Source organism: Tsukamurella spumae, assembly GCF_012396015.1.
Lineage (GTDB): Bacteria > Actinomycetota > Actinomycetes > Mycobacteriales > Mycobacteriaceae > Tsukamurella > Tsukamurella spumae.
In genome coordinates this window covers 20242-45474 of record NZ_JAAXOQ010000031.1, presented here as the reverse complement: position 1 = coordinate 45474, position 25233 = coordinate 20242, and the positions used below count along the sequence as shown (strand labels likewise).

At 69.8% G+C, this 25233-nt stretch carries 35 protein-coding genes; 28 read left to right on the top strand and 7 right to left on the bottom strand.

Annotated elements, in window-relative coordinates; all coding sequences use genetic code 11:
- Positions 1 to 260: 260 nt before the first annotated feature.
- Positions 261 to 1430: a cellulase family glycosylhydrolase gene (locus HF999_RS18815; protein WP_246208087.1), complete on the top strand. Its 1170-nt coding sequence runs from the start codon at positions 261 to 263 to the stop codon at positions 1428 to 1430.
- Here the strand turns inward: HF999_RS18815 and HF999_RS18810 are convergent.
- Positions 1427 to 2656 (bottom strand): hypothetical protein, encoded by a 1230-nt coding sequence (locus HF999_RS18810; RefSeq protein ID WP_168547360.1) that lies wholly within the window; start codon positions 2654 to 2656, stop codon positions 1427 to 1429. The genes HF999_RS18815 and HF999_RS18810 overlap by 4 nt on opposite strands.
- Before the next feature lie 112 nt (positions 2657 to 2768).
- Between HF999_RS18810 and HF999_RS18805 the strand changes: the two genes are divergently transcribed.
- The 12 genes from HF999_RS18805 to HF999_RS18750 all read left to right on the top strand — a co-directional run bounded on the left by HF999_RS18805 (position 2769) and on the right by HF999_RS18750 (position 10830).
- On the top strand, positions 2769 to 3284 hold the full coding sequence (locus HF999_RS18805; RefSeq protein WP_168547359.1) for an OsmC family protein: 516 nt from the start codon (positions 2769 to 2771) through the stop codon (positions 3282 to 3284).
- Positions 3285 to 3576: 292 nt separating this feature from the next.
- Complete coding sequence (gene rpsH / locus HF999_RS18800; protein WP_068533016.1) at positions 3577 to 3975, top strand: 30S ribosomal protein S8; 399 nt, start codon at positions 3577 to 3579, stop codon at positions 3973 to 3975.
- A gap of 14 nt (positions 3976 to 3989) precedes the next feature.
- On the top strand, positions 3990 to 4529 hold the full coding sequence (gene rplF / locus HF999_RS18795; RefSeq protein WP_168547358.1) for a 50S ribosomal protein L6: 540 nt from the start codon (positions 3990 to 3992) through the stop codon (positions 4527 to 4529).
- Positions 4530 to 4532: 3 nt separating this feature from the next.
- A complete protein-coding gene (gene rplR / locus HF999_RS18790; protein ID WP_168547357.1) occupies positions 4533 to 4937 on the top strand; it encodes a 50S ribosomal protein L18 in 405 nt (134 codons plus the stop codon).
- 43 nt (positions 4938 to 4980) lie between these two features.
- Entirely contained in the window at positions 4981 to 5628 is a 648-nt protein-coding gene (gene rpsE / locus HF999_RS18785) for a 30S ribosomal protein S5 (RefSeq protein WP_168547356.1), read from the top strand.
- A gap of 3 nt (positions 5629 to 5631) precedes the next feature.
- Positions 5632 to 5811 carry a 50S ribosomal protein L30 gene (gene rpmD, locus HF999_RS18780; protein ID WP_168547355.1) on the top strand — a complete coding sequence of 60 codons (180 nt, stop codon included), beginning with the start codon at positions 5632 to 5634 and terminating at the stop codon, positions 5809 to 5811.
- A gap of 3 nt (positions 5812 to 5814) precedes the next feature.
- A complete protein-coding gene (gene rplO / locus HF999_RS18775; protein WP_168547354.1) occupies positions 5815 to 6273 on the top strand; it encodes a 50S ribosomal protein L15 in 459 nt (152 codons plus the stop codon).
- 332 nt (positions 6274 to 6605) lie between these two features.
- Positions 6606 to 7925 (top strand): preprotein translocase subunit SecY, encoded by a 1320-nt coding sequence (gene secY, locus HF999_RS18770; RefSeq protein ID WP_168547353.1) that lies wholly within the window; start codon positions 6606 to 6608, stop codon positions 7923 to 7925.
- On the top strand, positions 7922 to 8467 hold the full coding sequence (locus HF999_RS18765) for an adenylate kinase (RefSeq protein ID WP_168547352.1): 546 nt from the start codon (positions 7922 to 7924) through the stop codon (positions 8465 to 8467). Before secY ends, HF999_RS18765 begins: the two co-directional genes overlap by 4 nt.
- Entirely contained in the window at positions 8464 to 9261 is a 798-nt protein-coding gene (gene map, locus HF999_RS18760) for a type I methionyl aminopeptidase (RefSeq protein WP_168547351.1), read from the top strand. Before HF999_RS18765 ends, map begins: the two co-directional genes overlap by 4 nt.
- 59 nt (positions 9262 to 9320) lie before the next feature.
- On the top strand, positions 9321 to 10097 hold the full coding sequence (locus HF999_RS18755) for a MerR family transcriptional regulator (protein ID WP_168547350.1): 777 nt from the start codon (positions 9321 to 9323) through the stop codon (positions 10095 to 10097).
- Positions 10098 to 10164: 67 nt separating this feature from the next.
- On the top strand, positions 10165 to 10830 hold the full coding sequence (locus HF999_RS18750) for a hypothetical protein (protein ID WP_168547349.1): 666 nt from the start codon (positions 10165 to 10167) through the stop codon (positions 10828 to 10830).
- A gap of 5 nt (positions 10831 to 10835) precedes the next feature.
- Here the strand turns inward: HF999_RS18750 and HF999_RS18745 are convergent, their stop codons facing one another.
- The 3 genes from HF999_RS18745 to HF999_RS18735 all read right to left on the bottom strand — a co-directional run bounded on the left by HF999_RS18745 (position 10836) and on the right by HF999_RS18735 (position 13042).
- Positions 10836 to 11258 carry a PIN domain-containing protein gene (locus HF999_RS18745; RefSeq protein ID WP_168547348.1) on the bottom strand — a complete coding sequence of 141 codons (423 nt, stop codon included), beginning with the start codon at positions 11256 to 11258 and terminating at the stop codon, positions 10836 to 10838.
- A complete protein-coding gene (locus HF999_RS18740; protein WP_068573259.1) occupies positions 11255 to 11494 on the bottom strand; it encodes an AbrB/MazE/SpoVT family DNA-binding domain-containing protein in 240 nt (79 codons plus the stop codon). Before HF999_RS18740 ends, HF999_RS18745 begins: the two co-directional genes overlap by 4 nt.
- A gap of 246 nt (positions 11495 to 11740) precedes the next feature.
- Positions 11741 to 13042 (bottom strand): bifunctional o-acetylhomoserine/o-acetylserine sulfhydrylase, encoded by a 1302-nt coding sequence (locus tag HF999_RS18735; protein ID WP_168547347.1) that lies wholly within the window; start codon positions 13040 to 13042, stop codon positions 11741 to 11743.
- Between the two features lie 70 nt (positions 13043 to 13112).
- Between HF999_RS18735 and HF999_RS18730 the strand changes: the two genes are divergently transcribed.
- Both HF999_RS18730 and infA read left to right on the top strand, forming a co-directional pair.
- The gene (locus HF999_RS18730) at positions 13113 to 13661 is read left to right on the top strand and encodes an NUDIX hydrolase (RefSeq protein WP_168547346.1); all 549 of its coding nucleotides are present in this window, start codon (positions 13113 to 13115) and stop codon (positions 13659 to 13661) included.
- A 108-nt stretch (positions 13662 to 13769) separates the two neighbouring features.
- Complete coding sequence (gene infA, locus HF999_RS18725; protein ID WP_005140011.1) at positions 13770 to 13991, top strand: translation initiation factor IF-1; 222 nt, start codon at positions 13770 to 13772, stop codon at positions 13989 to 13991.
- Positions 13992 to 14068: 77 nt separating this feature from the next.
- Here infA and HF999_RS18720 read toward each other — a convergent pair whose 3' ends face one another.
- Positions 14069 to 14794 carry a S1 family peptidase gene (locus HF999_RS18720; protein ID WP_168547345.1) on the bottom strand — a complete coding sequence of 242 codons (726 nt, stop codon included), beginning with the start codon at positions 14792 to 14794 and terminating at the stop codon, positions 14069 to 14071.
- Positions 14795 to 15021: 227 nt separating this feature from the next.
- On the opposite strand from HF999_RS18720, the gene rpmJ reads away from it, so the two are divergent.
- From rpmJ to rplQ, 6 genes are all read left to right on the top strand, one after another.
- Positions 15022 to 15135 (top strand): 50S ribosomal protein L36, encoded by a 114-nt coding sequence (rpmJ, locus tag HF999_RS18715; protein ID WP_024332746.1) that lies wholly within the window; start codon positions 15022 to 15024, stop codon positions 15133 to 15135.
- A gap of 182 nt (positions 15136 to 15317) precedes the next feature.
- Entirely contained in the window at positions 15318 to 15689 is a 372-nt protein-coding gene (rpsM, locus tag HF999_RS18710) for a 30S ribosomal protein S13 (RefSeq protein WP_068522639.1), read from the top strand.
- Positions 15689 to 16102, top strand: a complete 414-nt coding sequence (gene rpsK / locus HF999_RS18705; protein WP_068573267.1) for a 30S ribosomal protein S11 — start codon at positions 15689 to 15691, stop codon at positions 16100 to 16102. The genes rpsM and rpsK overlap by 1 nt, the downstream gene beginning before the upstream one ends.
- A gap of 21 nt (positions 16103 to 16123) precedes the next feature.
- A complete protein-coding gene (gene rpsD, locus HF999_RS18700; RefSeq protein ID WP_068573269.1) occupies positions 16124 to 16729 on the top strand; it encodes a 30S ribosomal protein S4 in 606 nt (201 codons plus the stop codon).
- An 85-nt stretch (positions 16730 to 16814) separates the two neighbouring features.
- On the top strand, positions 16815 to 17873 hold the full coding sequence (locus tag HF999_RS18695; protein WP_168547344.1) for a DNA-directed RNA polymerase subunit alpha: 1059 nt from the start codon (positions 16815 to 16817) through the stop codon (positions 17871 to 17873).
- Between the two features lie 34 nt (positions 17874 to 17907).
- The gene (gene rplQ / locus HF999_RS18690) at positions 17908 to 18588 is read left to right on the top strand and encodes a 50S ribosomal protein L17, sunset domain variant (RefSeq protein ID WP_168547343.1); all 681 of its coding nucleotides are present in this window, start codon (positions 17908 to 17910) and stop codon (positions 18586 to 18588) included.
- Between the two features lie 124 nt (positions 18589 to 18712).
- Here the strand turns inward: rplQ and HF999_RS18685 are convergent, their stop codons facing one another.
- Both HF999_RS18685 and HF999_RS18680 read right to left on the bottom strand, forming a co-directional pair.
- Positions 18713 to 19174: an SRPBCC domain-containing protein gene (locus tag HF999_RS18685; protein WP_168547342.1), complete on the bottom strand. Its 462-nt coding sequence runs from the start codon at positions 19172 to 19174 to the stop codon at positions 18713 to 18715.
- A 97-nt stretch (positions 19175 to 19271) separates the two neighbouring features.
- Positions 19272 to 20456 (bottom strand): FAD-dependent monooxygenase, encoded by a 1185-nt coding sequence (locus HF999_RS18680; protein WP_168547341.1) that lies wholly within the window; start codon positions 20454 to 20456, stop codon positions 19272 to 19274.
- Positions 20457 to 20543: 87 nt separating this feature from the next.
- Between HF999_RS18680 and HF999_RS23085 the strand changes: the two genes are divergently transcribed.
- The 7 genes from HF999_RS23085 (at position 20544) to HF999_RS18645 (ending at position 25230) form a co-directional block, all read left to right on the top strand.
- Positions 20544 to 21434, top strand: a complete 891-nt coding sequence (locus tag HF999_RS23085; RefSeq protein ID WP_168547340.1) for a GntR family transcriptional regulator — start codon at positions 20544 to 20546, stop codon at positions 21432 to 21434.
- Complete coding sequence (truA, locus tag HF999_RS18670) at positions 21431 to 22258, top strand: tRNA pseudouridine(38-40) synthase TruA (protein ID WP_168547339.1); 828 nt, start codon at positions 21431 to 21433, stop codon at positions 22256 to 22258. Before HF999_RS23085 ends, truA begins: the two co-directional genes overlap by 4 nt.
- Positions 22259 to 22327: 69 nt before the next feature.
- Complete coding sequence (locus HF999_RS18665; protein ID WP_168547338.1) at positions 22328 to 22972, top strand: DedA family protein; 645 nt, start codon at positions 22328 to 22330, stop codon at positions 22970 to 22972.
- 10 nt (positions 22973 to 22982) lie between these two features.
- A complete protein-coding gene (locus HF999_RS18660; protein ID WP_168547337.1) occupies positions 22983 to 24197 on the top strand; it encodes a type VII secretion-associated protein in 1215 nt (404 codons plus the stop codon).
- Positions 24198 to 24214: 17 nt separating this feature from the next.
- Positions 24215 to 24508 carry a hypothetical protein gene (locus tag HF999_RS18655; RefSeq protein ID WP_168547336.1) on the top strand — a complete coding sequence of 98 codons (294 nt, stop codon included), beginning with the start codon at positions 24215 to 24217 and terminating at the stop codon, positions 24506 to 24508.
- A 4-nt stretch (positions 24509 to 24512) separates the two neighbouring features.
- A complete protein-coding gene (locus tag HF999_RS18650; RefSeq protein ID WP_168547335.1) occupies positions 24513 to 24815 on the top strand; it encodes a YbaB/EbfC family nucleoid-associated protein in 303 nt (100 codons plus the stop codon).
- A gap of 115 nt (positions 24816 to 24930) precedes the next feature.
- A complete protein-coding gene (locus HF999_RS18645; protein ID WP_312854201.1) occupies positions 24931 to 25230 on the top strand; it encodes a hypothetical protein in 300 nt (99 codons plus the stop codon).
- Positions 25231 to 25233 lie beyond the last annotated feature (3 nt).

The following is a 25233-nucleotide window of genomic DNA, read 5'->3' as shown; positions in this document are numbered from 1 at the left end:
GCTGGACCGGCACGCGCAGGCGGCGCAGGCCGCGGAACGCGCCGCCTACCTCGATCAGGTGGTGTCCACGGTGGACCGGCTGGTGGATCGCGGCGTGATCACCCGCACCCCGGCTCTGCGCGCGGAACTGGAGAGCCGCGCCCGCAAGGCCATCGAGGGATAGTCCGTTCGATCCTCGAACCGACCGTCGTGCGAATGCGACGCGCGTGTGAAGGTTTGTTACGTATGTGACTGATGTTGCGTATGGTGTTGGTGTGGATATGACGCGCAGGGCGATGCTCGCCATGGCGGCAGCCACCGTTCCGGCGACGATGCTCGCCGCGCGGGCGGCTGCCGACCCCGGATCAGGACCCGGCTCGGGCGGGACGGTGCCCGGTACTCCCGGTGCGGCCCCCGCCGCTGCGGCGACGCGCTGGACGCCGGAGCGCGCGCAGCAGTGGCGCCAGCAGGTCGGCTGGATGGTGGGCTGCAACTTCATCAACGCCAACGCCGGGAACCAGTTCGAGATGTTCCAGGCGCAGACCTTCGACCCGGTGCGGATGAACCTCGAGCTCGGCTGGGCCAAGGCGCTCGGGATGACCACGATGCGCGTGTTCCTGCAGGACCAGCTGTGGACCGCCGATCCGACCGGCTTCGTGGCGCGGCTCGACCAGTTCCTCACCGTCGCGAACGCCAACGGCATCAAGATCATGTTCGTGCTGTTCGACTCGTGCTGGGACCCGAACCCGAAGCCCGGCGTCCAGCGCGAGCCCACCCCCGGCGTGCACAACTCGACCTGGGTCCAGAGCCCCGGCGCCGCCGGACTGACCGACCCCGACACCTCGAAGCTGCAGGCCTACGCGACCGGCGTGGTCAAGGCCTTCGCGAGCGACCCCCGCGTGGTGGCGTGGGACGTGTGGAACGAGCCGGAGAACCTCGCCGACTCCTACCCGCTGAGCCCGCCGGACAAGGTGGCCCGGGTCGCGCAGCTGCTGCCCAAGGCCTTCGAGTGGGCCCGCGCGGGCGGTCCGACGCAGCCGCTCACCAGCGGTGTCTGGGCCGATACCCGCCCGGAGATCCGCGCGATCCAGCTCGCCCAGTCCGACGTGATCAGCTTCCACAGCTACGATCCGCCGGAGAAGTTCCGCGCGATGGCCGCCGACCTCGCGAAGCAGGGCCGGCCGATGCTGCTCACCGAGTACATGGCCCGCCCGCAGGGCAGCACGATCGAGACGATCCTGCCGATCTGCAAGGAGCTCGGCATCGACGCCTATCAGTGGGGCTTCGTCGCCGGCCGCAGCCAGACCTACTACCCGTGGGACTCGTGGAAGCAGCCCTACGTGGGGGCGCGGCAGCCCGCGCAGTGGTTCCACGACCTGCTCTGGCCGGACGGGCGCGCCTACCGGGAGTCCGAGGTGTCGACGGTGCGCCGCCTGACCGGCAAGGTCTAGGTCCGGGTGCTCCGCAGGAAGTCGCCGCCCAACGTGTAGTACGCCTCGGCCTTCGGGCCGAGGCCGAGGTTGAGGATCGGCGGGGCGCCGCGCGAGCGCAGGGAGGACGAGGCGAGGTCCCGTTCCACCTGCAGGCTGACGGCGTTCGCGTCGATCGCGGGGACGGCGGAGCGCTGTGCCAGATCGGCGCGGGCGTGCTCCAGCCCGGCCGCGGTGAGCGCGGTCAGGGCGAACGGGTTCGACGAGGTGCCGGTGCCGGGCCGCAGGCTCACGATCGGGAACCGCCCGACGGTGACCTCGATGGTCCCGCTCCGGCCGCCGCCCTGGATGCTGAGCCTGAGACGGCCCTGGTCGCCCGATACCGCGGTGGCGTTCGGGGCGAACACCCGGTACTCGAGCCCGCTGAGGAAGGGCTGCGCGGGGTCGATGCCGTTGTCGCGGAGCGCGCGCTCGGCGGTGGGGAGGAGGCCGTCGAGCTTCGCCAGTGCGAGATTGTCGGGCAGCTCGCCGGCCTGGTCGGCGTGGATCTCCTTGCCGGACATGTGGAACTCGACGATCAGCTTGCGGTCCTGATAGCGCCGCTCGATCTGGATGCCGTCGTCGGCGTGCCGGTTGGTGCGGTCGATCGCGATGCGATCGGCGGCGGCGGTCGCCTTCGCGGCGGCCGCCGTCAGGTCCAGCGCGGCGAGGTCGGCGGCGCGGAAGACCGCGTCCTGGCGGTCGTTGGTGGCGCTGCGGCTGGGCTCGTACCACTTCCCGCTCGACCGCGAGTACTGGAACCACACCCGCTGGCCCTTCGCGAGGTCCAGCAGGCCGACCTGGGTGCTGGACTCGCCGATGCGGATGCTCAGCAGCGATTGCGATCCGCCCGGGAGCACCTCGTCGGCCTTCTGCAGAGCGCTGCGCAGCTCGGCCGACGGATCGACCGCGGCCGCGCGGTCGGATGCGCCGAGCGCCGAGTTCGAGGTGGGGGAGCGGCCGGGTGCGCTCTCGGTGAGCACGATCGCCGCGGGGAGGCCCGCCGAGACGACGAGGATCCCCGTCGCGAACGCCGCGATCAGCGATGCGCCGGGCGGCGCGGACCGTAGGCGCCACGCGAGCAGCCCCGCGACCACGACGGTCGCGACGGCCCAGACGAGGGGGGCGGCACCGTCGGACACGACGGACCCGACCAGGCCCACCGTGGTGAGCACCGCGAGCAGGGCGATCGTGAGGGAGGTGGGCACGGTCCCAGGGTATCGGCCTGCGAATCAGGCTGAGCGCAACCAGTGCGCGCCGGGGGAAACGGACATACCGTTCGCGCAGGTATTGTCTTTCGCCCTCGAAAGGAACTCTCCCATGACCGCTTCCGCCACCGGAACCCTCTCCGCCATCATCGACGCGACCGCCGAGGCGGTCTCACGCAATGTCGCCAACGCGCACGTGGTGTTCTCGGCGACGGCGGTGCCGCAGGGCACCGTCGGCAGCGTCACGACGGCCCGCCGGCACGTCCTCGAGGTCGACGAGCCGCCGACGCTCGGCGGCGCCGACACCGCGATCAACCCGGTCGAGGCGTACCTGGGCGCCCTGCTGTCCTGCCAGGTGGTGACCTACCGCTTCTACGCCGACAAGCTGGGCCTGACCATCGACGAGCTGAAGCTCAGCGCCGAGGGCGACCTCGACGTGCGCGGCTTCTTCGGCCTCGACGACGCCGTCCGCCCCGGGTTCACGGCCGTCCGGGTCACAGTCGACATCACCGGCCCGGACGGCGAGGAGCGCTACCGCGAGCTGACCGACACCGTCGACGCGCACTGCCCGGTCCTGGACCTGACGCAGAACCCCACTCCGGTGACGACGACGCTGCGGGTGAACTGACGCACGGTGGGGGAATCGGTGCGGCGCGGGGGACGACGGCGCCGAACAGCGCCGATTCGACTCTGACCGGGACTTTCTCTACACTAGTGAGGTTGCCTGTCGTGCTTCGAGCACGCCCGGCGCACATCCCCGAACCGGTTCGCCGGTCCGGAATCCCTGCAGTGCAACGGTATTGCAGGACGGTTTGCTTCGTAGTAGGCCCACCGTCGGACGTTCCAGGCCCTGATTCGTCAGGGCACCAGACCGCCGTCGATGCATGGGAACCGCTGCGAGAAAGGTAGACGAATCTGTCATGACCATGACTGATCCGATCGCGGACTTCTTGACCCGTCTGCGCAACGCCAACTCGGCGTACCACGACGAGGTGACGCTCCCGCATTCGAAGATCAAGGCGAACATCGCCGAGATCCTCAAGCGTGAGGGCTACATCACCGACTTCCGTACCGAGGACGCCGAGGTGGGCAAGAACCTCGTCGTTTCGCTGAAGTACGGCCCCAGCCGTGAGCGTTCGATCGCCGGCCTGCGCCGCGTGTCGAAGCCCGGTCTGCGCGTGTACGCGAAGTCCACCAACCTGCCGAAGGTCCTCGGTGGCCTGGGCGTGGCGATCATCTCCACGTCCTCGGGCCTCCTCACGGATCGCCAGGCAGCCAAGCAGGGCGTGGGCGGCGAAGTCCTCGCTTACGTCTGGTAAGGGGACACAAACTTATGTCGCGTATTGGTAAGCACCCCGTGGTCGTTCCCGCGGGCGTCGACGTGCAGATCGCCGGCCAGGACGTCACCGTCAAGGGCCCCAAGGGCCAGCTGTCGCTGACCGTCTCCGAGCCGATCTCGGTGTCGAAGAACGAAGAGGGCGCCGTCGTGGTGGCCCGTCCCGACGACGAGCGGCGCAACCGCGCGCTGCACGGTCTGTCGCGGACCCTGGTCGCCAACATGGTGACCGGTGTGACCGAGGGTTACACCAAGAAGATGGAGATCTACGGCGTGGGTTACCGCGTGGCGCTCAAGGGCAAGGACCTCGAGTTCGCCCTGGGCTTCAGCCACCCGGTGCCGATCGAGGCGCCCGAGGGCATCACCTTCGCGGTGGAGAGCCCCACCAAGTTCTCCGTGTCCGGCATCGACAAGCAGCAGGTCGGCCAGATCTCGGCGGTCATCCGCAAGCTCCGTCGTCCCGACCCCTACAAGGGCAAGGGCGTGCGGTACGAGGGTGAGCAGATCCGTCGCAAGGTCGGAAAGACGGGTAAGTAACTCATGGCAACTCAGACCGAGAACAACAAGCGGGTCCCGGTGGGCAAGGACGTCTCGACTCGTCGTCGCACGTCGAAGGCCCGCCGTCACTTCCGCCTGCGCAAGAAGATCGAGGGCACCGCGGCCCGTCCGCGTCTCGTCGTCAAGCGCTCCAGCCGGCACATCCACGTGCAGCTGATCGACGACCTCAAGGGCCACACGCTGGCCGCGGCGTCGACGCTGGAGGCGGACGTCAAGGCTGCGGGCGGCGACAAGTCGGCCCAGTCGAAGAAGGTCGGCGAGCTCATCGCCGCGCGTGCCAAGGCAGCCGGTGTGGACGCCGTCGTGTTCGACCGTGGTGGCAACAAGTACCACGGCCGGATCGCTGCGCTCGCTGACGCCGCTCGCGAAGGCGGGTTGGAGTTCTGATGACCTGTACCACCATCTTTTCCATCGAAGGAGAGGCAGCCTGATGCCCGGACGTCAGCGTCGTGACGGCGGCAATGGGCCCGCCGGTAACAACGGCCCCGAGAACTCGAACGACCGCCGCGGCGGCCGTGGCGGCCGCGACCGCGATCAGCGCGGTGGTCGGAACGAGGCCGAGAAGAGCAACTACATCGAGAAGGTTGTCACCATCAACCGCGTCTCGAAGGTCGTGAAGGGTGGTCGTCGCTTCAGCTTCACCGCCCTCGTGATCGTCGGCGACGGCCAGGGCATGGTCGGCGTCGGTTACGGCAAGGCCAAGGAAGTTCCTGCGGCCATCCAGAAGGGTGTCGAGGAGGCTCGGAAGAACTTCTTCCGCGTCCCCATGATCGGCAACACCATCGTGCACCCGGTGCAGGGTGAGGCCGCGGCCGGCGTCGTGCTGCTGCGTCCCGCCAGCCCGGGTACCGGTGTCATCGCCGGTGGCGCCGTGCGTCCCGTGCTCGAGGCGGCCGGCGTCCACGACGTCATCGCCAAGAGCCTGGGCTCGGACAACGCCATCAACGTGGTGCACGCGACCGTGGCGGCTCTCAAGGAGCTGCAGCGTCCCGAGGAGGTCGCGGCTCGTCGCGGCCTGCCCGTCGAGGACGTCGCCCCGGCCGGCATGCTCCGCGCTCGTGCGGGTCAGGGAGCATAAGTCATGGCACAGCTGAAGATCACCCAGACGCGTGGCCTGGTCGGGCTCAAGCAGAACCAGCGCGACAGCCTGCGGACGCTGGGCCTCAAGGGCATCCGCAAGCAGGTCGTCCGCGAGGACAACCCCGTCAACCGCGGCCTGATCCAGGTCGTGTCGCATCTCGTGGAAGTGGAGGAGGTGTAAGCAATGGCTATCAAGCTGCACGATCTCCGTCCCGCGAAGGGCGCGAAGACCGCGAAGACCCGCGTGGGTCGCGGTGAGGGCTCCAAGGGCAAGACCGCCGGTCGCGGCACCAAGGGCACCAAGGCCCGCAAGAACGTCCCCGTGAACTTCGAGGGCGGGCAGATGCCGCTGCACATGCGGCTGCCGAAGCTCAAGGGCTTCAAGAACCGCAACCGGGTCGAGTACCAGGTCGTGAACGTGGGCGACATCGCCCGTATGTTCCCGCAGGGCGGCACCATCGGCATCGACGAGCTCGTCGCCGCCGGTGCGGTTCGCAAGAACCGTGTCGTCAAGGTGCTCGGCGACGGCGAGATCAGCGTCAAGGTGGACGTGACGGCGACCAAGGTCACCGGCGCCGCCAAGGCCAAGATCGAGGCCGCCGGTGGTTCGACCACCGAGCTGAAGCCGTCGGCCGAGGCCTAGTCCTCAGGCCTACGCGCCAGCGTGAGGAACGTGGACGCCGCGGTAGGCGCCGGTCACCGGTGCCTACCGCGGCTCTCGTTTCGCGGGTTCGACGGTGACCGCCCGCCTCCGCCGGGCGGTACGCTCTCCTAACCCGCGGGCCGCGTACCGCGCGGGCTGGTCACCGCGCATGCGGTCCGCCACCCACCCTGAACAGCCACTTCGAGAGCGGCTGTTAGAGTTTCATACGTTTGCAGGATTACCCATGAGGACACGGCACTCCGCCGCGGGTGGAGGACGTGTCCACGAGCGTGGGGCACCCCGTCGGGGTAGCCCGGCTGCCAGGAGGATGTGTGCTTTCGGCCCTAGTCCCGATCTTCCGGACCCCGGATCTGCGGCGGAAGATTCTGATCGTCCTGGGCATCGTCGTGCTCTACCGATTCGGCGCGACCCTGCCGTCGCCCGGCGTGGACTTCAAGAACGTCAGTGAGTGCATCGACAGCGTCAGCAAGGGCGCGAACGCCGATGTCTACTCGCTGATCAACATGTTCTCCGGCGGCGCGCTGCTGCAGCTGTCGGTGTTCGCGATCGGCATCATGCCGTACATCACGGCCTCGATCATCATCCAGCTGCTGATGGTGGTCATCCCGCGGTTCGAGACGCTCCGCAAGGAGGGTCAGGCCGGCCAGGCGAAGATCACCCAGTACACCCGCTACCTCACCGTGGCGCTGGCACTGCTGCAGGCCACCGCGATCGTCGCGATGGCCTCGCGCGGCCAGCTGCTGCAGGGCTGCCCGGACGATAAGCCGATCCTCCCGGACAAGGGCCTGTTCAGCCTGGTCACGATCGTGGTCGTGATGACCGCCGGCGCGATCCTCGTGATGTGGTTCGGCGAGCTGATCACCGAGCGCGGCATCGGCAACGGCATGTCGCTGCTCATCTTCGCGGGCATCGCCTCGCGTCTGCCCGCCGACGGCCAGAAGATCCTCCAGAGCCAGGGCGGCCTCGTCTTCGGCCTCGTGTGCGTCGCGGTCGTGGTGATCCTCGTCGCGGTCGTCTTCGTCGAGCAGGGCCAGCGCCGCATCCCGGTGCAGTACGCCAAGCGCATGGTCGGCCGCAAGATGTACGGCGGCTCGTCGACCTACCTGCCGCTGAAGGTCAACACCGCGGGCGTCATCCCGGTGATCTTCGCGTCCTCGCTGCTGTACCTGCCGCAGCTGGTGATCCAGTTGGTCGCGAACGGCTCGACGTCGACCTGGGTGGTGTGGATCCAGAACAACCTGGTCAACCCGGCCAGCCCCTGGCACATCGTCGTGTACTTCGCGTTGATCATCTTCTTCACGTACTTCTACGTGGCGATCACCTTCAACCCGGAGGAGCGCGCGGACGAGATGAAGAAGTTCGGCGGCTTCATCCCGGGCATTCGTCCCGGTAAGCCGACCGCGGACTACCTCAACTACGTCCTGCAGCGGATCACCCTGCCGGGCTCGCTGTACCTCGGTATCATCGCGATTCTCCCCAACCTGTTCCTCGAGATGGGCGGCGGCTCGAGCACGAGCAACCTGCCCTTCGGCGGCACGATGATCCTCATTATCGTGGTGGTGGCGCTCGACACCACCAAGCAGATCGAGAGTCAACTGATGCAACGCAACTACGAAGGATTCCTCAAGTGAGACTGGTTATTCTGGGCCCTCCCGGCGCGGGCAAGGGTACGCAGGCCGAGCGGCTGTCCGAGAAGTACGGCATCCCGCACATCTCCACCGGCGACCTCTTCCGTGCCAACATCAGCGAGGGCACCGCGCTCGGCGTCCAGGCCAAGACGTACATGGACGCGGGCGAGCTGGTCCCGTCGTCGGTCACCGTCGACATGGTGCGGTCGCGGCTGACCGAGCCCGACGCGAAGAACGGCTTCATCCTCGACGGCTTCCCGCGCTCGACGGACCAGGCCGATTCGCTGGCCGAGATCCTCACTGAGCGCGGCGAGAAGCTCGACGCCGTGATCTCCTTCGACGTCCCGGAGGACACCGTCGTCGAGCGCATGCTCGCCCGCGGCCGCGCGGACGACACCGAAGAGGTCATCCGCAACCGCATGCAGGTCTACGCGAACCAGACCGCGCCGCTGCTCGACTACTACGGGGACTTCGTCACGCACGTCGACGCCCTCGGGACCGTCGACGAGGTGCTGGGCCGGGTCACCGCGCAGCTCGACAAGTGAGTCGTTTCCGCCTCAAGAAGAAGACCGTGCCCTTCCGCTCCGCGGGAGAGCTCGATGCGATGGCCGCCGCGGGCGCCGTCGTGGGCCGCGCGCTCGTCGCGGTCCGCGATGCCGCCCGCGTCGGCGTTTGCACGCTCGAGCTCGACGAGGTCGCCGAGACGGTGATCCGGGAGGCCGGCGGGGTGCCCTCGTTCAAGGGCTACCACGGCTTCCCCGGCTCGATCTGCTCCTCGGTCAACGAGGTCGTCGTGCACGGCATCCCGGATCGGTCGACGGTGCTCGCCGCGGGCGACCTGGTGTCCATCGACTGCGGCGCCATCCTCGACGGCTGGCACGGCGACTCGGCGTGGACCTTCGGCGTCGGCGAGCTGTCGGCGGAGGACGCGGACCTCTCCGAGGCCACCCGCCTGGCCATGGAGGCCGGTATCGCCGCGATGATCGACGGCAACCGCCTGACCGATGTCTCGCACGCCATCGAGACCGCCACCTACGCGCAGGCCGCGCGGCTCGGTCGCGACCTGGCCATCGTCGACGGCTACGGCGGCCACGGCATCGGCCGCGAGATGCACATGGAGCCCTTCCTCGCCAACGAGGGCGACCCGGGCAAGGGCCCGCTGCTCGTCGTGGGGTCCACGCTCGCCATCGAGCCGATGCTCACGCTCGGCACCCCCGACACCTCCGTCCTCGAGGACGACTGGACCGTCGTCACGGACGACGGTGCCCGCGCCGCGCACTGGGAGCACACCGTCGCCGTCACCGCCGACGGTCCGCGTATCCTCACGCCTCGCCCCTGACCTGCGGTGATGTCGTCCCGCTTGACCCTCACGCGACGTGAGGCCGCAGTGTGGTCGCTGTGAACGAGGGGAAGCATCGGTTCCACCCGGTCGGCGCCGTCGCGCGGATGACCGGGGTGAGCGTCCGCACGTTGCACCACTACGACGAGATCGGGCTGGTCCCGCCGTCGGCGCGCACCGGCGCCGGCTACCGGGCCTACTCCGATGTCGACGTCGAACGGCTGCACCGCGTGCTGACCTACCGGGAGTTGGGCTTCCCCCTCGAGCAGATAGCGACCCTGCTCGACGATCCGTCGGCCGACGCCATGGCGCACCTGGAGCAGCAACACAGTCTCCTGACCGAACGGATCGACCGTTTGCGCCGGATGGTCGCGGCTGTGGAGGACATGATGAACAGCAAGAAGCAGGGCATCGCGCTGACCGCCGAGGAGCAGAGCGAGATCTTCGGCGACGACTGGCGGGGCGACGAGTACGCCGCGGAGGCGCAGGAGCGCTGGGGTGAGACCGACCAGTGGAAGCAGAGCTCGGACCGCACCGCCTCGATGAGCAAGGACGACTGGAAGCAGGTCAAGGCCGACACCGACGCGCTGGAGGCCGCCCTCGCCGACGGTCTGGCCCGGGGCGTCGCGCCCGGCTCACCGGAGGGCGATGCCCTCGCCGAGCGGCATCGGGCGAGCATCGAGAAGTTCTACGACTGCGACTACCCGATGCAGGTCTGCCTGGCGCAGATGTACCTCGCGGACGAGCGGTTCACCAAGCACTACGACGACATCGCCCCCGGGCTCGCCCGGTACGTGCACGATCTGATCGTCGCGAACGCGGAGCAGCGGAGCTGATTTCCGGGCGGCTCGGGGGCGGAGACGATCTCCTGAGCGGTCCGAATCATCGCGCTACTCTGGTCACGTGGAGTGGCTCAACTTCTGGTGGCTGATCTTCCCGTTCAGCGGCGTGATCGCGGCCGGCGTCAAGGGCGCGGTCAGCTGGAGTGACAGGCGGGCGGACCGTCGGCTCGAGCGGTACCGCATCAAGCACGAGACGAAGGCCGCGATGGCGCAGGCGAAGGGCCGCGCGCAGGTCGACGCCGCCGAGGTGCGGCAGGAACTCGCCCGCGCGGTCGCGGACCACGACGCCGTCGACACCCGCTGGTTCGAGTACGAGACGGACCTGTCGACCATCCTCGACTTCCCGATGATGGTCGACATGCGGGAGCCGCTCACCGTCGACTTCCACAAGGCGAAGCGGCGCGCCGACCTGCTCCGCCCGGACGGCCCCGAACAGGTCGACGGGGTGGAGGAGTACCGCGCCGCGGTGCACGCCTACGCCGCCGCGTTCGACGTCGCCGAGCAGGAGGCGCGCCGCCGGCGCCGGGGCGACTTCTCGCCGATCGAGCAGGAGCGCCTCGCCAAGGCGCAGCGCCTCCTGACCGTCGCGCTCGACGGTGCCGCCACGGGCCCGGAGCGCCGGCAGGCCTATCAGCGGGCGCGGTCCGAGCTCGACGGCCTCATCGACCTGCCGAGATCCGCCACCGTCGCCCTGGAGCGCCAGGTGCGGTCCGCCCTGGAACGGTAGCCGGGCTACGGCGCGACGAAGGTCGTCGTGACGCCCACCAGGCTGTAGATGCCACGCGCCCGGGCGTCGCGGGTGGCCAGTACGGCGCCGTTGTCATGGGCGGCGAACGCGACCAGCGCGTCGTACACCGGACCTCCTGCGATGTTCAGCTCCGCGCACAATCGGTGGATCTCGGTCGTCGTGCGGGGCGACGGCGTGAGGATCTGCTCGAAGTTCGCGTCGATGAGGTCCGTCGCATCGGTGGGGGCGACCCGTGACCCGCCCGGGAGCCGGGTGAGCGCGGAATAGGTCTCGGCAAGCGCGTGACCGCTCAATGCCAGCCGTTTCCCGGACGCCCACATGGCGACGGCTTCGTGTTGCCGGTGCTGGGTGGACAAGAGGGGGACTGCGACGGACGTATCGACCGCGATGAGTGCGGCCGACGTCATCTGCGGCCGGCGTCGATCAGCGCGAACAGCACGTCGTCATCGAAGGGGGTGTCGCCGACCGCGACCAGACGACCGTCATCGTCGCGCTCGAGCTTCGCGGTGCGGCCACCGGGCGTGATCTGAACGCCGCTGCCGTACCACGAGATGTCGACCACCGATCCGGGGGTGATGCCGAGCGCGTCGCGGAGCTGCTTCGGGACCAGTATCCGGCCCACGGAATCCACTGTTGCTTCCATGGGACCACATTACCAGTCGTATCCCAATCCGATCCCAGTGAAATCCCAGTCCGAATCGGACAAGATCCGAGAGCACACAAGAACGAGGCACCCCCGACTCCGTCGTTCACGGTGTCGGGGGTGCCTTCGCTGGTCGTACCGGTCTACGTGCAACCGCGCTGCACGGCCGCGGTCCAGGCGTCGTCGCCGGCGAGAACCGATCGGACGGCCCGGCGCAACCACCTCAGCGCGCGCATCGCCGGACTCCTAGGACGCGTCCGCGGCGGCCTTGAGGCCCAGCTGCAGGTCGGCGAGGATGTCGTCGATGTGCTCGATGCCCACGGCCAGGCGCACCAGGCCCGGGGTCACGCCGGCCTCGAGCTGCTCCTGCTCGGTGAGCTGGCTGTGCGTGGTGGACGCGGGGTGGATCACCAGCGAGCGCACGTCGCCGATGTTGGCGACGTGGCTGTGCAGCTGCAGCGCGTCCACGAAGGCCTTGCCCGCGGGCACGCCGCCCGCGAGCTCGAACGCGACGATGGCGCCGGCGCCCTTGGGCAGCAGCTCCCGAGCGCGGTCGTAGTAGGGCGAGGACGGCAGGCCGGCGTAGATCACGTCGGTCACGGTGCCCTGGCCCTGGAGGAACTCGGCGACCTTCTGGGCGTTGGCCACGTGCCGCTCGACCCGCAGGCTCAGCGTCTCGATGCCCTGCGACAGCAGGAAGGCGTTGAACGGGGAGATCGCGGGGCCCAGGTCGCGCAGCAGCTGCACGCGGGCCTTGAGGGCGAAGGCGGGCGCGCCGAGATCGGCGAAGACGACGCCGTGGTACGACGGGTCCGGGGTGGTGAAGTTCGGGTGCCGGCCCTGCGTCCAGTCGAAGCTGCCGCCGTCGACGATGACGCCGCCGATCGCGGAACCGTGGCCGCCGAGGTACTTGGTGGCGGAGTGCACCACGATGTCGGCGCCGTGGGCGAGCGGGTTGAGCAGGTACGGGGTGGCGACCGTGCTGTCGACGATGAGCGGCAGCCCGTTCTCGTGCGCGACGCCGGAGACGCCGGCGATGTCGAGCACGTGGCCGCGCGGGTTGGAGATGGTCTCGGCGAAGAACGCGCGGGTGGTGGGGCGGATGGCGGCGCGCCACTGCTCCAGATCGTCCGGGTTCTCGACGAAGGTGACCTCGATGCCCAGCTTGGCCAGGGTGTAGTGCAGCAGGTTGTAGGTGCCGCCGTACAGGTAGGGCGAGCTGACGATGTGGTCGCCGGACTCCGCGATGTTGAGGATGGCGAGCGTCTCGGCGGCCTGGCCGGAGGCGACGAGGAGCGCCGCGACACCGCCCTCGAGCGCGGCGATGCGCTGCTCGACGGCGTCCTGGGTCGGGTTCATGATGCGGGTGTAGATGTTGCCCGGCTCGGCCAGCCCGAACAGCGCCGCGGCGTGATCGGTGTTGTCGAACGTGTACGACGTGGTCTGGTAGATCGGGAGCGCACGCGCATTGGTCGCACTGTCGGGCGTCTGCCCGGCGTGGATCTGCGTGGTCTCGAAGTGCCAGTTCGGGCTGTCCGGATTGCTCATGGCCCCGATACAAGTGCACAGCCGCCCCGATGTCCAGGGTTTGACTCATACTGTGGGAAAAGGGAGGCGCATGCCGCAGGACGAGATCGTCGGGCTGTTCGACGAGGCCGGGCACCAAACCGGATCGGCGCCCCGCTCGCGGGTGCGCGCCGAGAACCTCCGCCACGGCGCCACGGCGATCCTCGTCTTCGACGGCGCCGGCCGCATCTACGTGCACCGGCGCACCGTCGTCAAGGACCTCTACCCGGGCCTGCGCGACTTCTGCGCGGGCGGGGTGCTGCTGGCGGGGGAGTCGCCGGACGACGGTGCCGCCCGCGAGGTCTTCGAGGAACTGGGCGTGCACGGGGTGCGGCTGCGCCCCGTCGGTGTCCGTTCGTACGCGGACCCGCGGACCCGGTTCGTCTGCTTCCAGTACGTCTGCACGTACGACGGTGCGCTCGTCCACCAACCGGAGGAGGTCGCGAGCGGAGGGTGGATGACCCCGCGCGAGCTCCTCGCGGCGGTGGCCGCGGACCCCGCGGACTTCGTCCCCGACTCGGTCGAACTCGCGTTGCACCTCGTCAGCCGCGGGGGCGGTTCCGACGGGGCGTTCGGCCAGGATTCGGTCGGAGGGTCGTGAGCGCGTAGAATAGATGGGTAGCGCGGCGTTCGGCCGCATGCCCGGCCGCTCGCGGAGGGGCACAGGTCGCACACGGCGTCCGCTGAAGACAACAGGATCGTGGAGGGTATGGCGAAGAAGGACGGAGCCATCGAGGTGGAGGGCCGCGTCGTCGAGCCGCTCCCCAACGCAATGTTCCGCATCGAGCTGGAGAACGGGCACAAGGTGCTCGCACACATCAGCGGCAAGATGCGGCAGCACTACATTCGTATTCTGCCCGAGGATCGGGTGGTCGTGGAGCTCTCTCCGTACGACCTCACGCGCGGGCGCATCGTCTACCGGTACAAGTGACCGCGTAGCGCACCGACGAGAAGGGCCCACCCCGCGGGGTGGGCCCTTCTCGTTCCCGGTGACCGGGGTTACGGGGTTCAGACCGCCAGTCGCAGGCCGCCGGCCTGGGCGAACACGAACTGCAGGTCGATGAACTCCGACATCAGGCCGCTGCTCGTCGACAGCTGGATGCCGCCGGTCGTGAGGCCGAGCGCCGCACCGTCGGACAGCCGGACGAGCGGGCCGCCGCTGTCGCCGTGATCGCCCTTGAGGTCGGTGAGGATCCGCGTCGGTGCGACGTCGACGACCTTGCCGCACTGCCAGCCGGTGGTGCGGCCCTGGCGGCACACCCGATCGCCCACGACGGCGCGCGCGACGCGGGTGGGCTTGACGCGGCCGAGCGAGGTGCTCAGCGGCACGGCCTTCTTGAAGGTGATGGTGGCCCAGTCGGGCGCGTTGAAGTCCGCGATCCGCCCGTCCTTGCTCACCTTCGGGTTGGACGACTGGCGGATCGTGCCGACCGAGGTGATCGTGCGCTCGGTGCCGGGTACGGGTACCGCGACGTCCTGGCCCGCGCGTCCGCAGTGGCCGGCGGTGACGCCGACGCGCTCGCCGTTCGGCGTGATCGCGAGGACGCCGAGGGTGCAGGCGGAGACCTCGATCCCCTCGCCGGTGCGCTTCTGCACCACGTCGATCTCGGAGCCGGGGCCCACGACGATGCGCGGGGCGGCCGTAGCCGGGGCGGCGGTGACCAGCAACGACGCTGCGACGCCGACGGCGGCGGTCGCGGCGACGCTGAGTCGGCGAGCGAGGGACAGGCGCATGTCTTGGTCCTATCGAATCATTGGGAATCATCGGTGACGGATAGTGCATGTCACGCGTGCGCCTGAGGCTAGCACGGGCGCTGCTCGGCGGCGGATTTGGGAGCGCGGCGCGCGCAGCGTAGACTGGATCATCGCGTGCGTGCGCGGCTTCGTCGTGCGTGCAGTGGCGCCGTGCCGGATATCCGGTGCGGCGTGGAAAAACACGGAAACAACTGGATAGGACTGACGTGAAGGTCAACCCCAGCGTCAAGCCGATCTGCGAGAAGTGCAAGGTGATCCGCCGTAACGGTCGGGTCATGGTGATCTGCGAGAACCTGCGTCACAAGCAGCGTCAGGGCTAGTCACCGCGCTTCGAGCGGTTCGCCGCTTGGAACACTTGATGACCTCTCCGCACCAGCGGGGGCATACGGCCCCTGTGGGACCCCCGGCTCGGAGGCCGGGGCCTCGGCCGGCGTGAAAGCGCCGGAACCAGCGAGGACGGGCGGGGAGCAGACCTCCGAACGAGAAAAGGAAACCGCCAAGAATGGCACGTCTCATGGGTGTCGACCTCCCGCGCGAGAAGCGCATGGAGATCGCACTGACCTACATCTACGGCATCGGCCGTACCCGCGCGACTGAGATTCTCGCCGAGACCGGTGTGAGCCCGGATCTGCGCAGCAAGGACCTCAGCGACGAGGATCTGACCAAGCTCCGCGACTTCATCGAGGGCACGGACTACAAGGTCGAGGGTGACCTGCGCCGCGAGGTGCAGGCCGACATTCGTCGCAAGATCGAGATCCAGTGCTACCAGGGCATCCGCCACCGTCGTGGCCTGCCCGTGCGTGGCCAGCGCACCAAGACCAACGCTCGCACCCGTAAGGGTCCGAAGAAGACCATCGCCGGAAAGAAGAAGTAATGCCTCCGAAGTCGCGCGCCGCCACCGGCGCGAAGAAGGGCGCATCGCGTCGTCGCGAAAAGAAGAACGTTCCGCACGGCCACGCGCACATCAAGAGCACGTTCAACAACACGATCGTCTCGATCACCGACCCCAACGGCAACGTGATCAGCTGGGCCTCCTCGGGCCACGTCGGCTTCAAGGGCTCGCGTAAGAGCACCCCGTTCGCCGCGCAGCTCGCCGCCGAGAACGCTGCTCGCAAGGCGCAGGAGAACGGCGTCAAGAAGGTCGACGTCTTCGTCAAGGGCCCGGGTTCGGGTCGCGAGACCGCCATCCGTTCGCTGCAGGCCGCCGGCCTCGAGGTGGGCACCATTTCCGACGTGACGCCGCAGCCGCACAACGGCTGCCGTCCGCCCAAGCGGCGTCGGGTCTAGGGAAGGTAGGAGAGAGAAACCATGGCTCGTTATACCGGCCCTGTCACCCGTAAGTCCCGTCGTCTGGGCGTCGACCTCGTCGGCGGTTCCGAGGCGTTCGAGCGTCGTCCTTACCCGCCCGGCCAGCACGGCCGCGCGCGGATCAAGGAGTCCGAGTACCTCCTGCAGCTCAAGGAGAAGCAGAAGGCCCGCTTCATGTACGGCGTGATGGAGAAGCAGTTCTCCCGCTACTACAAGGAGGCGAAGGCCGCCACCGGTAAGACCGGTGACGCCCTGCTGCAGATCCTCGAGACCCGCCTCGACAACGTCGTGTACCGCGCCGGCCTGGCGCGTACCCGCCGTCAGGCCCGCCAGCTGGTGACCCACGGTCACTTCACGGTGAACGGCGTCCGCGTGGATGTTCCCTCGTACCGCGTCTCGCAGTACGACATCATCGACGTGCGCCCGAAGTCGCTCGGCACCACGCCGTTCCAGATCGCGCGTGAGACCGCCGCCGAGCGCACCGCTCCGGCATGGCTTCAGGTGGTCCCGTCGACCCTGCGCATCCTCGTGCACCGCGTGCCCGAGCGTGAGCAGATCGTCGTGCCCTTCCAGGAGCAGCTCATCGTCGAGTACTACTCGAAGTAAGTAGTGCATCGGTCGCCGGCGGATTCGCCGCCGGCGACCTTCTACGGGCGTCAAATAGCGGACGCCCAGAGAGAAGGAATACTCAATGCTCATCTCGCAGCGACCCACTCTCAGCGAAGAGGTCATCTCCGAGGCGCGCTCGAAGTTCATCATCGAGCCGCTGGAGCCGGGCTTCGGTTACACGCTGGGCAACTCGCTCCGCCGCACGCTGCTGTCGTCCATCCCGGGCGCGGCCGTGACCAGCATCCGCATCGACGGTGTGCTGCACGAGTTCACCACGGTCCCCGGCGTGAAGGAGGATGTCACCGACATCATCCTGAACCTCAAGGGCCTGGTCGTCTCGTCGGAGGATGACGAGCCGGTCACCATGTACGTGCGCAAGCAGGGTCCGGGCGCCGTCACCGCGGGCGACATCGTCCCCCCGGCGTCGGTCACCGTCCACAACCCCGACCTGCACATCGCCACCCTGAACGACAAGGGCAAGCTCGAGATCGAGCTCGTCGTCGAGCGGGGCCGCGGTTACGTGCCGGCCGTGCAGAACAAGGCGTCGGGCGCCGAGATCGGCCGTATCCCGGTCGACTCGATCTACTCGCCCGTGCTGAAGGTGACCTACAAGGTCGAGGCCACCCGCGTCGAGCAGCGCACCGACTTCGATCGCCTGATCCTGGACGTCGAGACCAAGAACTCGATGACCGCGCGGGACGCGCTGGCCTCGGCCGGCAAGACCCTGGTCGAGCTGTTCGGCCTGGCGCGCGAGCTCAACGTCGAGGCCGAGGGCATCGAGATCGGGCCGTCGCCGGCCGAGGCCGACCACATCGCGGCGTTCTCGCTGCCGATCGAGGACCTCGACCTGACGGTGCGCTCGTACAACTGCCTCAAGCGCGAGGGTGTGCACACCGTGGGCGAGCTCGTGGCCCGCACCGAGTCCGATCTTCTCGACATCCGCAACTTCGGTCAGAAGTCGATCGACGAGGTCAAGGTCAAGCTGCACACGCTGGGTCTGGCCCTCAAGGACAGCCCCGCGTCGTTCGATCCGTCGCAGGTCGACGGGTACGACCCGGCCACCGGTACCTGGAGCGACGACGCGTCGTTCTCGGGCGACGCCGATGGCGATCAGGACTACGCCGAGACCGAGCAGCTCTGAGCTGAAGAGCTCGTAAACACCCACAGGAGAAACAATGCCTAGGCCCACTAAGGGCGCCCGGATGGGCGGCTCGGCCTCGCACCAGAAGCACATTCTGGCGAACCTCGCGACCGCGCTCTTCGAGCACGGCCGCATCGAGACCACCGAGTCCCGCGCCAAGCGCCTGCGCCCCTACGCGGAGAAGCTGATCAGCCATGCCAAGCACGGCAAACTGGCCAACCGCCGCGAGGTCATGAAGGAGATCCGCAACAAGGACGTCGTGCACGTGCTGTTCGCGGAGATCGCTCCGGCGGTCGCCGACCGTCAGGGCGGTTACACCCGGATCATCAAGACGGAGAACCGCAAGGGCGACAACGCCCCCATGGCCGTCATCGAGATCGTGACCGAGCAGCTCGCCGCCACCGAGGCGTCGCGCGCCACTCGTGTCGCCGCCTCGCAGGCCGCTGCGAAGTCCGCCGCCGTCGAGGCCGCGGAGATCGTCGAGGAGACCTCGGACCTCCCCGCCGGCGCGCACGCGCCGCTCGAGGACGCCGACGAGGCCCCCGAGGGCTTCCCGATCAAGGGCAACGCCGATTCGAAGCTGTACCACCGTCCCGGTACGCGTTTCTTCGACTCGACGGTCGCCGAGATCTGGTTCGCCGACGATGCTTCGGCCGAGGCTGCGGGCTACTCGCTGCCGCCGTCGCAGCAGGACGACGACTCCGACTCGGAGTAGTCACCCACGTACGCGAGCCCGCCACCTGCACGCAGGTGGCGGGCTTCGTCGTTCCCGACATAACAGCGTTAGCCCAGATGGTGACCTCGGACTTCCGCTGCGACCGGTGCTACCTACCCTCGGGTCAGGTGCGGATCGTCGCGATCACGGCGTCGACGGTGCGCCGCACCTTCTCCTCCGAGACCCGCGGCAGGGTGAATTTCGCGAGATAGGCCTCGTTGGTCACGCGCGACCAGTCGCAGGTCACGGCGACGAGTGTCCCGTCTCCCTCCGGGGTGAACGTCCACGACCATTCGACGCCGACGGGCGGCTTCCCCCGACCGGCGGGCAGCCACGCGATCCGCGTGCCCGGCTCGAACGCGGTGACGTGGTTGTCGACCGAGTACGGGCGGCCCTGCTCGTCGGTCATCTCCATGCCGAAGGTCTGGCCGACGCCGGTGATCGTCTCAGGGGTATCGACAGAGACGCCGCGCAACATGCCGGAGCCGTCGGCCGCCGCGTGCACCGCGGGGCGGGCCAGCGTCGCGAAGAGCACGGCCGGCGGGACATCGGCGAACACGGTGACGGTCTGCGCGGTTTCGGTCATGGGCCCGACGCTACGCCGCTCACGATCTCGGCTTCTGCGCGCGTGGAGGTGTTCCAGTGCACGCGCACGCCCCCAGAACCCGACATCGTGAGCCGACTCAGTAGTCCGGCAGGTCGATCCCATCGGCCTTCGCGAACTGCGCCGCCCAGACCAGCCGCATCGGCCATATCATGGCCGTCCGGTACGTGAGGTCCCCGAGCGCGACGCCGATCCGGCCCACCGGGGCGAAGCCTGCGGGACTGCCGGGCGGCAGCTCCTGCGCCTTGGCCACGAACGGCCGCATCACCGCGTCGTACCGCGCGAGCGCGCGGGGAACGTCACCGTCGGCCCGGCCCAGCTCTCCCGCGAGGACGTACGCGGCGACGAGGGCCAGCGTGGTGCCGAGTCCGGTGAGCGGGGTGGGGCAGTAGCCGGCGTCGCCGATGAGCGCGACCCGACCGCGGGTCCACGAGTCGAGCCGAACCTGCGCGAGGTCCTGATAGGCCCAGTCGTCCGCGGTGCGCATCGCGCGCAGGAGCTGCGGTGCCACCCAGTCGACGTCGGCGAACTCCTGCTCGAACAGCGCGAACTGCTCCTCCCGGGTCAGTCGGCGCGCGTCGGTGCCGCGGACCGCGAGCCCGGCCTTGACGGTGCCGTCGGTGCGCGACGGCCGGACGGAGACCACGCGGCCCCGGCGGGCGGTGTGCATCAGGTACCAGCCGCGGGTGTCCTCGTCGATCTCGGCGGTGAACCAGGCGTACCGCAGCCCGATGGGGCGCAGGGCCTCCCGGTCCGGCCCGAAGGCGGCGCGCCGCACGGCGGAGCCGAGGCCGTCGGCCCCGACGACGAGGTCGAACTCCCGGGGCGGCGCGGACTCGAATTCGACGTGCGCGCGGTCCCCGCTCTGCGATATCGCCGTCACGGTGTCGTCCCACAGGTACTCGACGTCGTCGGGGACGGCGTCGACGAGCACCTCGGCGAGGTCGCCGCGAAGGATCTCGCGGGTGGAGACGATGCCGTTGCCGCCGAAGGCCTCCACGGGCATGTTCGCGCCGCGCCGCCCACGACCGTCCACCTTGACGATGCCGCGCTGGTCGAGCAGCCGCTCGGTGCTGGCGGTGCCGAGGCCGAGCCGGTCGATCACGGTACGGCCCGCGCCGCGGAGGTCGACGGTCTGGCCGCCCGCCCGCAGCGACGGTGCGCGTTCGACGATCGTCACGCGGTGGCCCTGGCGGGCGAGGAGGGGGGCGGCGGCGGGACCGGCGATGGAGGCGCCGCTGATGAGGATTCGGAGCTGATTCATAGTGCGAACGTACGCCGTATCAAGTGCACCGCGCTACAGTGTTGACGTGGATTGTTTCACGAAGTGCACTAGTGCATCGAGCTCGGCGTGACGCGCGCCGAGGAGATCGCGGCGGTGCTCCGCGAGCGCATCGCGTCGGGCCGGCTGCGGCCGGGGGACCGGGCGCCGTCGACGCGGGCGATCATGCGCGATCACGGCGTGGCGATGGCGACGGCCTCGAAGGTGCTGACCCTGCTGCAGGCCGACGGCCTGATCGACTCCGCCCCGGGCAGGGGGAGCGTGGTGCTGAGCCCGGACCGCCCGCGCGCCCCCGAGCTGACCGCCGCCGACGTGATCGCCGCGGCCGTCGCCATCGCCGACGCCGAGTCGATGCAGGCGGTCTCGATGCGCCGGCTGGCCGCGGCCCTGGAGATCCCGACGATGGCCGTCTACCGCTACGTCCGCAGCAGCGACGAGCTGCAGGCGGCGATGCTGGACCGCGTGCTGGCGGACCTGCCCATCCCGCCCCGGACGACGGACTGGCGCACCGACGTCGAGGCGCTGCTCCACTCCCTGTGGGAGAGCATGAAGGCCCACCCGTGGCTCGCCGCCGCGATGTCCATGACCCGGCCGGCGGTGCTGCCCGGCGCGATGCCGATGTCGGAGCACCTGCTCGGCGCCCTGCGCGCCGCGGGCCTACCGCCGCGAGCCGCGTTCACCGAGTACCTCTGCCTGCTCAACCTGGTGCGCGGCCTGGGCGCGACGATCGAGCCCGAGCTCGCCGACCGCGCGGCGACGGGCGTCACCGAGGACGAGTGGATCGACACCCGGCTGGGCGAGCTGCGCGCCGTGGCGCCCGCCGACCGCTTCCCGGTGATGGCGGAGATGCTGCACACGAGCTACCCGTACGACATCGACGTGCTGCTCGACACCGCGCTCACCCGCTACCTGGACGGCCTGGCGGCGGGGCTCGCCCCGGTAGAGTCTCCGGCGACATGACTCGCTACCGCCTCGACATCGCCTACGACGGCACCGACTTCAGCGGCTGGGCCCGCCAGCCCGGGCTGCGCACGGTGTGCGGCGTGCTGGAGGAGAACCTCTCGACGGTGCTGCGGACCGCCGTGCAGCTCACCGTCGCGGGCCGCACCGATGCGGGCGTGCACGCCACGGGGCAGGTGGCCCACTTCGACCTGCCGGACCCGGTGCTGATCCCCGACGGCCTGGTGCGCCGCCTCGCGCGGATGCTCCCTCAGGACGTCCGGGTCACCGCGGTCGGCATCGCCCCCGCGGAGTTCGACGCGCGCTTCTCCGCGCTGCGCAGGCATTACGAGTACCGCCTCACCGATGCGCCCTTCGGCGCGAACCCGCTGCGCGCCCGCGACACCGCGCCGTGGCGGCGGCCCGTCGACCTGGCGCGGATGCAGGAGGCGAGCCACCGCCTGCTCGGCCTGCACGACTTCGCCGCCTTCTGTCGCCGCCGCGAGGGCGCGACGACGGTCCGCGAGTTGCAGCGGTTCTCGTGGTCGCAGGACGCCGACGGGGTGTTCACCGCGCAGGTCTCCGCCGACGCCTTCTGCTGGTCGATGGTGCGCTCCCTCGTCGGGGCCGTCGCCGCGGTCGGGGAGGGCCGACGGTCCGCCGACTGGGTCGCCGGGCTCCTCGACGAGCGCGAGCGTTCCAGCGCCATCAACGTCGCCGCCGCCTGCGGCCTGACGCTGGTGCGCGTCGACTACCCCGCGGACGACGAGCTCGCCGAGCGCAACCTGATCACCCGGGAGAAGCGCGAGGTCGACGGTGCCGCCGGCGGCTGCTGCGGCGACTGACGACGGGTTGCGGATCCGTTCGCCCGCAGTTCACTGCTCCGACGCCCGGCGCGTGGATACTCGGCTGGTGTGAACCCTTTCGACATCACCGGCTTCCTCGGCTCCGCGGGCCTGATCGGCCTGGTGCTGCTGATCTTCATCGAGACCGGTCTGCTGGTGGGGTTCGTCTTCCCGGGTGACTCGATCCTGTTCACCGCCGGCATCTTCGCGGCGCAGCCGCAGCCCTTCGCCCACCTCTGGCAGCTGCTGCTGTTCCTGCCGATCGCGGCGATCCTCGGCGACCAGTGCGGTTACGCGCTCGGCCGGTACGCGGGGCCGAAGGTGATGCGCGGCAGGGTTATGCGCTTCATCGGCCAGGACCCGGTGGACAAGACCTACGCCTTCTTCGACAGGTACGGCCCCTTCACGGTGCTCTTCGCGCGGTTCATCGGCATCGTCCGCACGCTGGTCCCGGTGCTCGCGGGCTTCTCGAAGATGGATCACCGCAGGTTCACGCTGTTCTCGGTGCTCGGCTCGATCCTGTGGTGCGACGGGATCGTGCTGCTGGGTTACTTCCTCGGCGGGATCCCGCTGCTGCGCGACCACCTCGAGGTGCTGTTCATCGGCTCCGCGCTGACGATCATCGTCCCCATCGCCGTCACGGTGATCAGCCGCCGCCGCGCCCGCAAACGCGAATCCGCGGAACCGGCTCCGCAGGAGACCGCCGCGCGCTAACCTCCCTCGCATGATCGGGTTGGGGGACCCGAAGCGCAGTTTCATCGATTGCGCGGGGGATGAATGGTACGTACGCGGGCCCGACGGTGCCGTGCACGCCCTGGCCGCTCCGGCGGCCACGGGCGAGTTCACGGCGCCCGCCGAGGCGACCCGCCGGTGGGCGCAGTGGCTCGCCGATGCGGCGAGCGGCAGCGCGCCGTCTCGCCGCTGGACGGTGCTGGCGCCCAGCGTCTTCGGCGCACCCCGCCGGAGCCTCGTCGCAGCGGCCGCGGGATCCCTCGGCGTCGCGGCGGAGGTCCTCCCGCGCGCCGAGGCGCTCGTCCGCGCGAGTGGCCTCCTCGATTGCCGGCGGGCGCTGATCCTCGAGTGCCGCGGTCCGGTGGCGCAGGCGCACGTCCTCGAATCCACCGACGGGGCCTGGCGTCCCGTCGCCGCCTCGTCGCACCCGGATCCGGTGCGGGCGGTGCGCGCCGTCCTCGACGACCGGGTGGATCAGGCCCTGGTCGACGGTCCGCCCGAGGTCTACGAGGCCGTCCGCGCCGCGCTGGCGGCGCAGAAGCTCTGGCGTGTGGTCCGGACGGACCCGGCCGAGGTGCTCGAGACCCTCGCGGCCTCCGGGCCCGCGCCCACGCCCGCGCACATCGGTCACGAACCCCCACGATCCTCGGTCTCCGTGACCGAAGAACCGCGCCACCGGGTGTGGCCGCTGGTCGCCGCGGGAACGGGCACCGTGGGGATGATCGCCGTGGGCGCGGTCGCGTGCCTGCCCGGGACGCCGCCGTCCGCGCCGGAGCGGCCGGTGCCGCCCGCGGAGACCTTCGTCCGCGTCGCCTTCGACGGTGCCGTCGTCGACCTCCCACAGGGCTGGGCGCTCACCGAACCCGCCCCGGGCCGCAGGCTCGCGCAGGCCGACGACGGCCGCCGAGTCACCGTGGTGCGGACCAGGTTGCGGGCGCCGTCGGACGCCGCCGCGGTGGCAGCGGATCTCGAGGCAGCCCTCGCCCGGCGCGGCGACCGCAGGATCACCGACTTGAACCCGGCCGCCCGGGTCGCGGGGCGGGAGGTGATCGGCTACCGCGAGCAGCTCGATGCCGAACGGTTCGTGGACTGGTACGTGGTCGTCGCGGGGGCGGCGCAGCTCAGCGTGGGCTGCGAGGCCGGGCGTACCGCGGCACCGCTGGCGGGGGCGTGCGAACGTGCCGTCGGCACCGTGCGGGAGGAATGAATCATGAAGGGGGAGAGATGACCATCGCCACATCGACCAACGGTGGGCTGCGGGTGCGCGCGAACGACCAGGGCACGCCGCTGCACATCACCATCGAGCGGACCGAACTGCGCCGCGAGCCGCAGGATCTCGCGGACGCGATCGTCCGGCTGTGCCGGGACGCCGCCACCACGGCGGGGCTCCGGCGCCGCGCCGAACTCGAACGCGCCGGCGTCGCCGAGGAGGTGCTCCGGGCGATGCGTCTGCCGGACCCGCCGGCTCCGCAGGAGCGGCCGGACGACGCGGTCGGCACCTGGCTGCGGCGGGTCTGAGCCGATGAGCGAGGAGATGGACCGCATCGAGGCCCGCGCGCACGAGCAGCTGCGGGTGCTGCGCCGCACCAGGATCGAGCTCGACGAGGTCCGGGTCTCCGTGTCCAGCCCGGACGGCGCGATCCGCGTGGAGCTGGACGGGGTCTGCGCCCTGGTCGGCCTCACGCTTACCTCGTCGGCATGCAGGTCCGACGGTGCCGCGCTCGGCCGGCGCATCGTCGACGTCTGTGCCGTCGCGGCGCGCGAGGTCGCGGCTCGCCGCGGGGCGGTCATGGAGCGCTTCCACGCCGACATCGCGGCCGGCTGAGGGGGCGACGCGGAGGCGCGAAAAGATTTCGGGATCCGATTCCCGAGCTGGTGCGTCCAATTGATGAGGGCCTCGCGCACCGGGCCCGGGGACACGATGGGGGAGAAAGATGTTCATGGCGGTCAATTCGGCGATCGCGGCGTTCGGCGCCGCCAACGCCGGCATCGGGGTGGCGGTCGCGACGGCGGGTTCGGTGGACGCGGCGGCCAATGTCGCGGCGCTGAACCCGGCCTTGGGCCTGATCGGGCAGGACTTCCTCGCGGCCTTCACCGCGGCGCAGGCGGTCCACGTCGAGTCCGTCGCGGAGCTGGCGGTGCTCTACGGCGGGATCGCTGCGTCCTCGGCGGCCACCGTCGCGGCCTACGGTGCCACTGAGGTGGCGAATGTCGCGGGACTGACCTCGGCGGTGTTGTAGGCC

Coding starts and splice junctions, on each gene's coding strand:
- HF999_RS18815 (WP_246208087.1), top strand. CDS start 261: ATGACGCGCAGGGCGATGCTCGCCATGGCGGCAGCCACCGTTCCGGCG.
- HF999_RS18805 (WP_168547359.1), top strand. CDS start 2,769: ATGACCGCTTCCGCCACCGGAACCCTCTCCGCCATCATCGACGCGACC.
- rpsH (WP_068533016.1), top strand. CDS start 3,577: ATGACCATGACTGATCCGATCGCGGACTTCTTGACCCGTCTGCGCAAC.
- rplF (WP_168547358.1), top strand. CDS start 3,990: ATGTCGCGTATTGGTAAGCACCCCGTGGTCGTTCCCGCGGGCGTCGAC.
- rplR (WP_168547357.1), top strand. CDS start 4,533: ATGGCAACTCAGACCGAGAACAACAAGCGGGTCCCGGTGGGCAAGGAC.
- rpsE (WP_168547356.1), top strand. CDS start 4,981: ATGCCCGGACGTCAGCGTCGTGACGGCGGCAATGGGCCCGCCGGTAAC.
- rpmD (WP_168547355.1), top strand. CDS start 5,632: ATGGCACAGCTGAAGATCACCCAGACGCGTGGCCTGGTCGGGCTCAAG.
- rplO (WP_168547354.1), top strand. CDS start 5,815: ATGGCTATCAAGCTGCACGATCTCCGTCCCGCGAAGGGCGCGAAGACC.
- HF999_RS18745 (WP_168547348.1), bottom strand. CDS start 11,258: ATGACGTCGGCCGCACTCATCGCGGTCGATACGTCCGTCGCAGTCCCC.
- HF999_RS18740 (WP_068573259.1), bottom strand. CDS start 11,494: ATGGAAGCAACAGTGGATTCCGTGGGCCGGATACTGGTCCCGAAGCAG.
- HF999_RS18735 (WP_168547347.1), bottom strand. CDS start 13,042: ATGAGCAATCCGGACAGCCCGAACTGGCACTTCGAGACCACGCAGATC.
- HF999_RS18730 (WP_168547346.1), top strand. CDS start 13,113: ATGCCGCAGGACGAGATCGTCGGGCTGTTCGACGAGGCCGGGCACCAA.
- infA (WP_005140011.1), top strand. CDS start 13,770: ATGGCGAAGAAGGACGGAGCCATCGAGGTGGAGGGCCGCGTCGTCGAG.
- HF999_RS18720 (WP_168547345.1), bottom strand. CDS start 14,794: ATGCGCCTGTCCCTCGCTCGCCGACTCAGCGTCGCCGCGACCGCCGCC.
- rpsM (WP_068522639.1), top strand. CDS start 15,318: ATGGCACGTCTCATGGGTGTCGACCTCCCGCGCGAGAAGCGCATGGAG.
- rpsK (WP_068573267.1), top strand. CDS start 15,689: ATGCCTCCGAAGTCGCGCGCCGCCACCGGCGCGAAGAAGGGCGCATCG.
- rpsD (WP_068573269.1), top strand. CDS start 16,124: ATGGCTCGTTATACCGGCCCTGTCACCCGTAAGTCCCGTCGTCTGGGC.
- HF999_RS18695 (WP_168547344.1), top strand. CDS start 16,815: ATGCTCATCTCGCAGCGACCCACTCTCAGCGAAGAGGTCATCTCCGAG.
- rplQ (WP_168547343.1), top strand. CDS start 17,908: ATGCCTAGGCCCACTAAGGGCGCCCGGATGGGCGGCTCGGCCTCGCAC.
- HF999_RS18685 (WP_168547342.1), bottom strand. CDS start 19,174: ATGACCGAAACCGCGCAGACCGTCACCGTGTTCGCCGATGTCCCGCCG.
- HF999_RS18680 (WP_168547341.1), bottom strand. CDS start 20,456: ATGAATCAGCTCCGAATCCTCATCAGCGGCGCCTCCATCGCCGGTCCC.
- truA (WP_168547339.1), top strand. CDS start 21,431: ATGACTCGCTACCGCCTCGACATCGCCTACGACGGCACCGACTTCAGC.
- HF999_RS18660 (WP_168547337.1), top strand. CDS start 22,983: ATGATCGGGTTGGGGGACCCGAAGCGCAGTTTCATCGATTGCGCGGGG.
- HF999_RS18655 (WP_168547336.1), top strand. CDS start 24,215: ATGACCATCGCCACATCGACCAACGGTGGGCTGCGGGTGCGCGCGAAC.
- HF999_RS18650 (WP_168547335.1), top strand. CDS start 24,513: ATGAGCGAGGAGATGGACCGCATCGAGGCCCGCGCGCACGAGCAGCTG.
- HF999_RS18645 (WP_312854201.1), top strand. CDS start 24,931: ATGGCGGTCAATTCGGCGATCGCGGCGTTCGGCGCCGCCAACGCCGGC.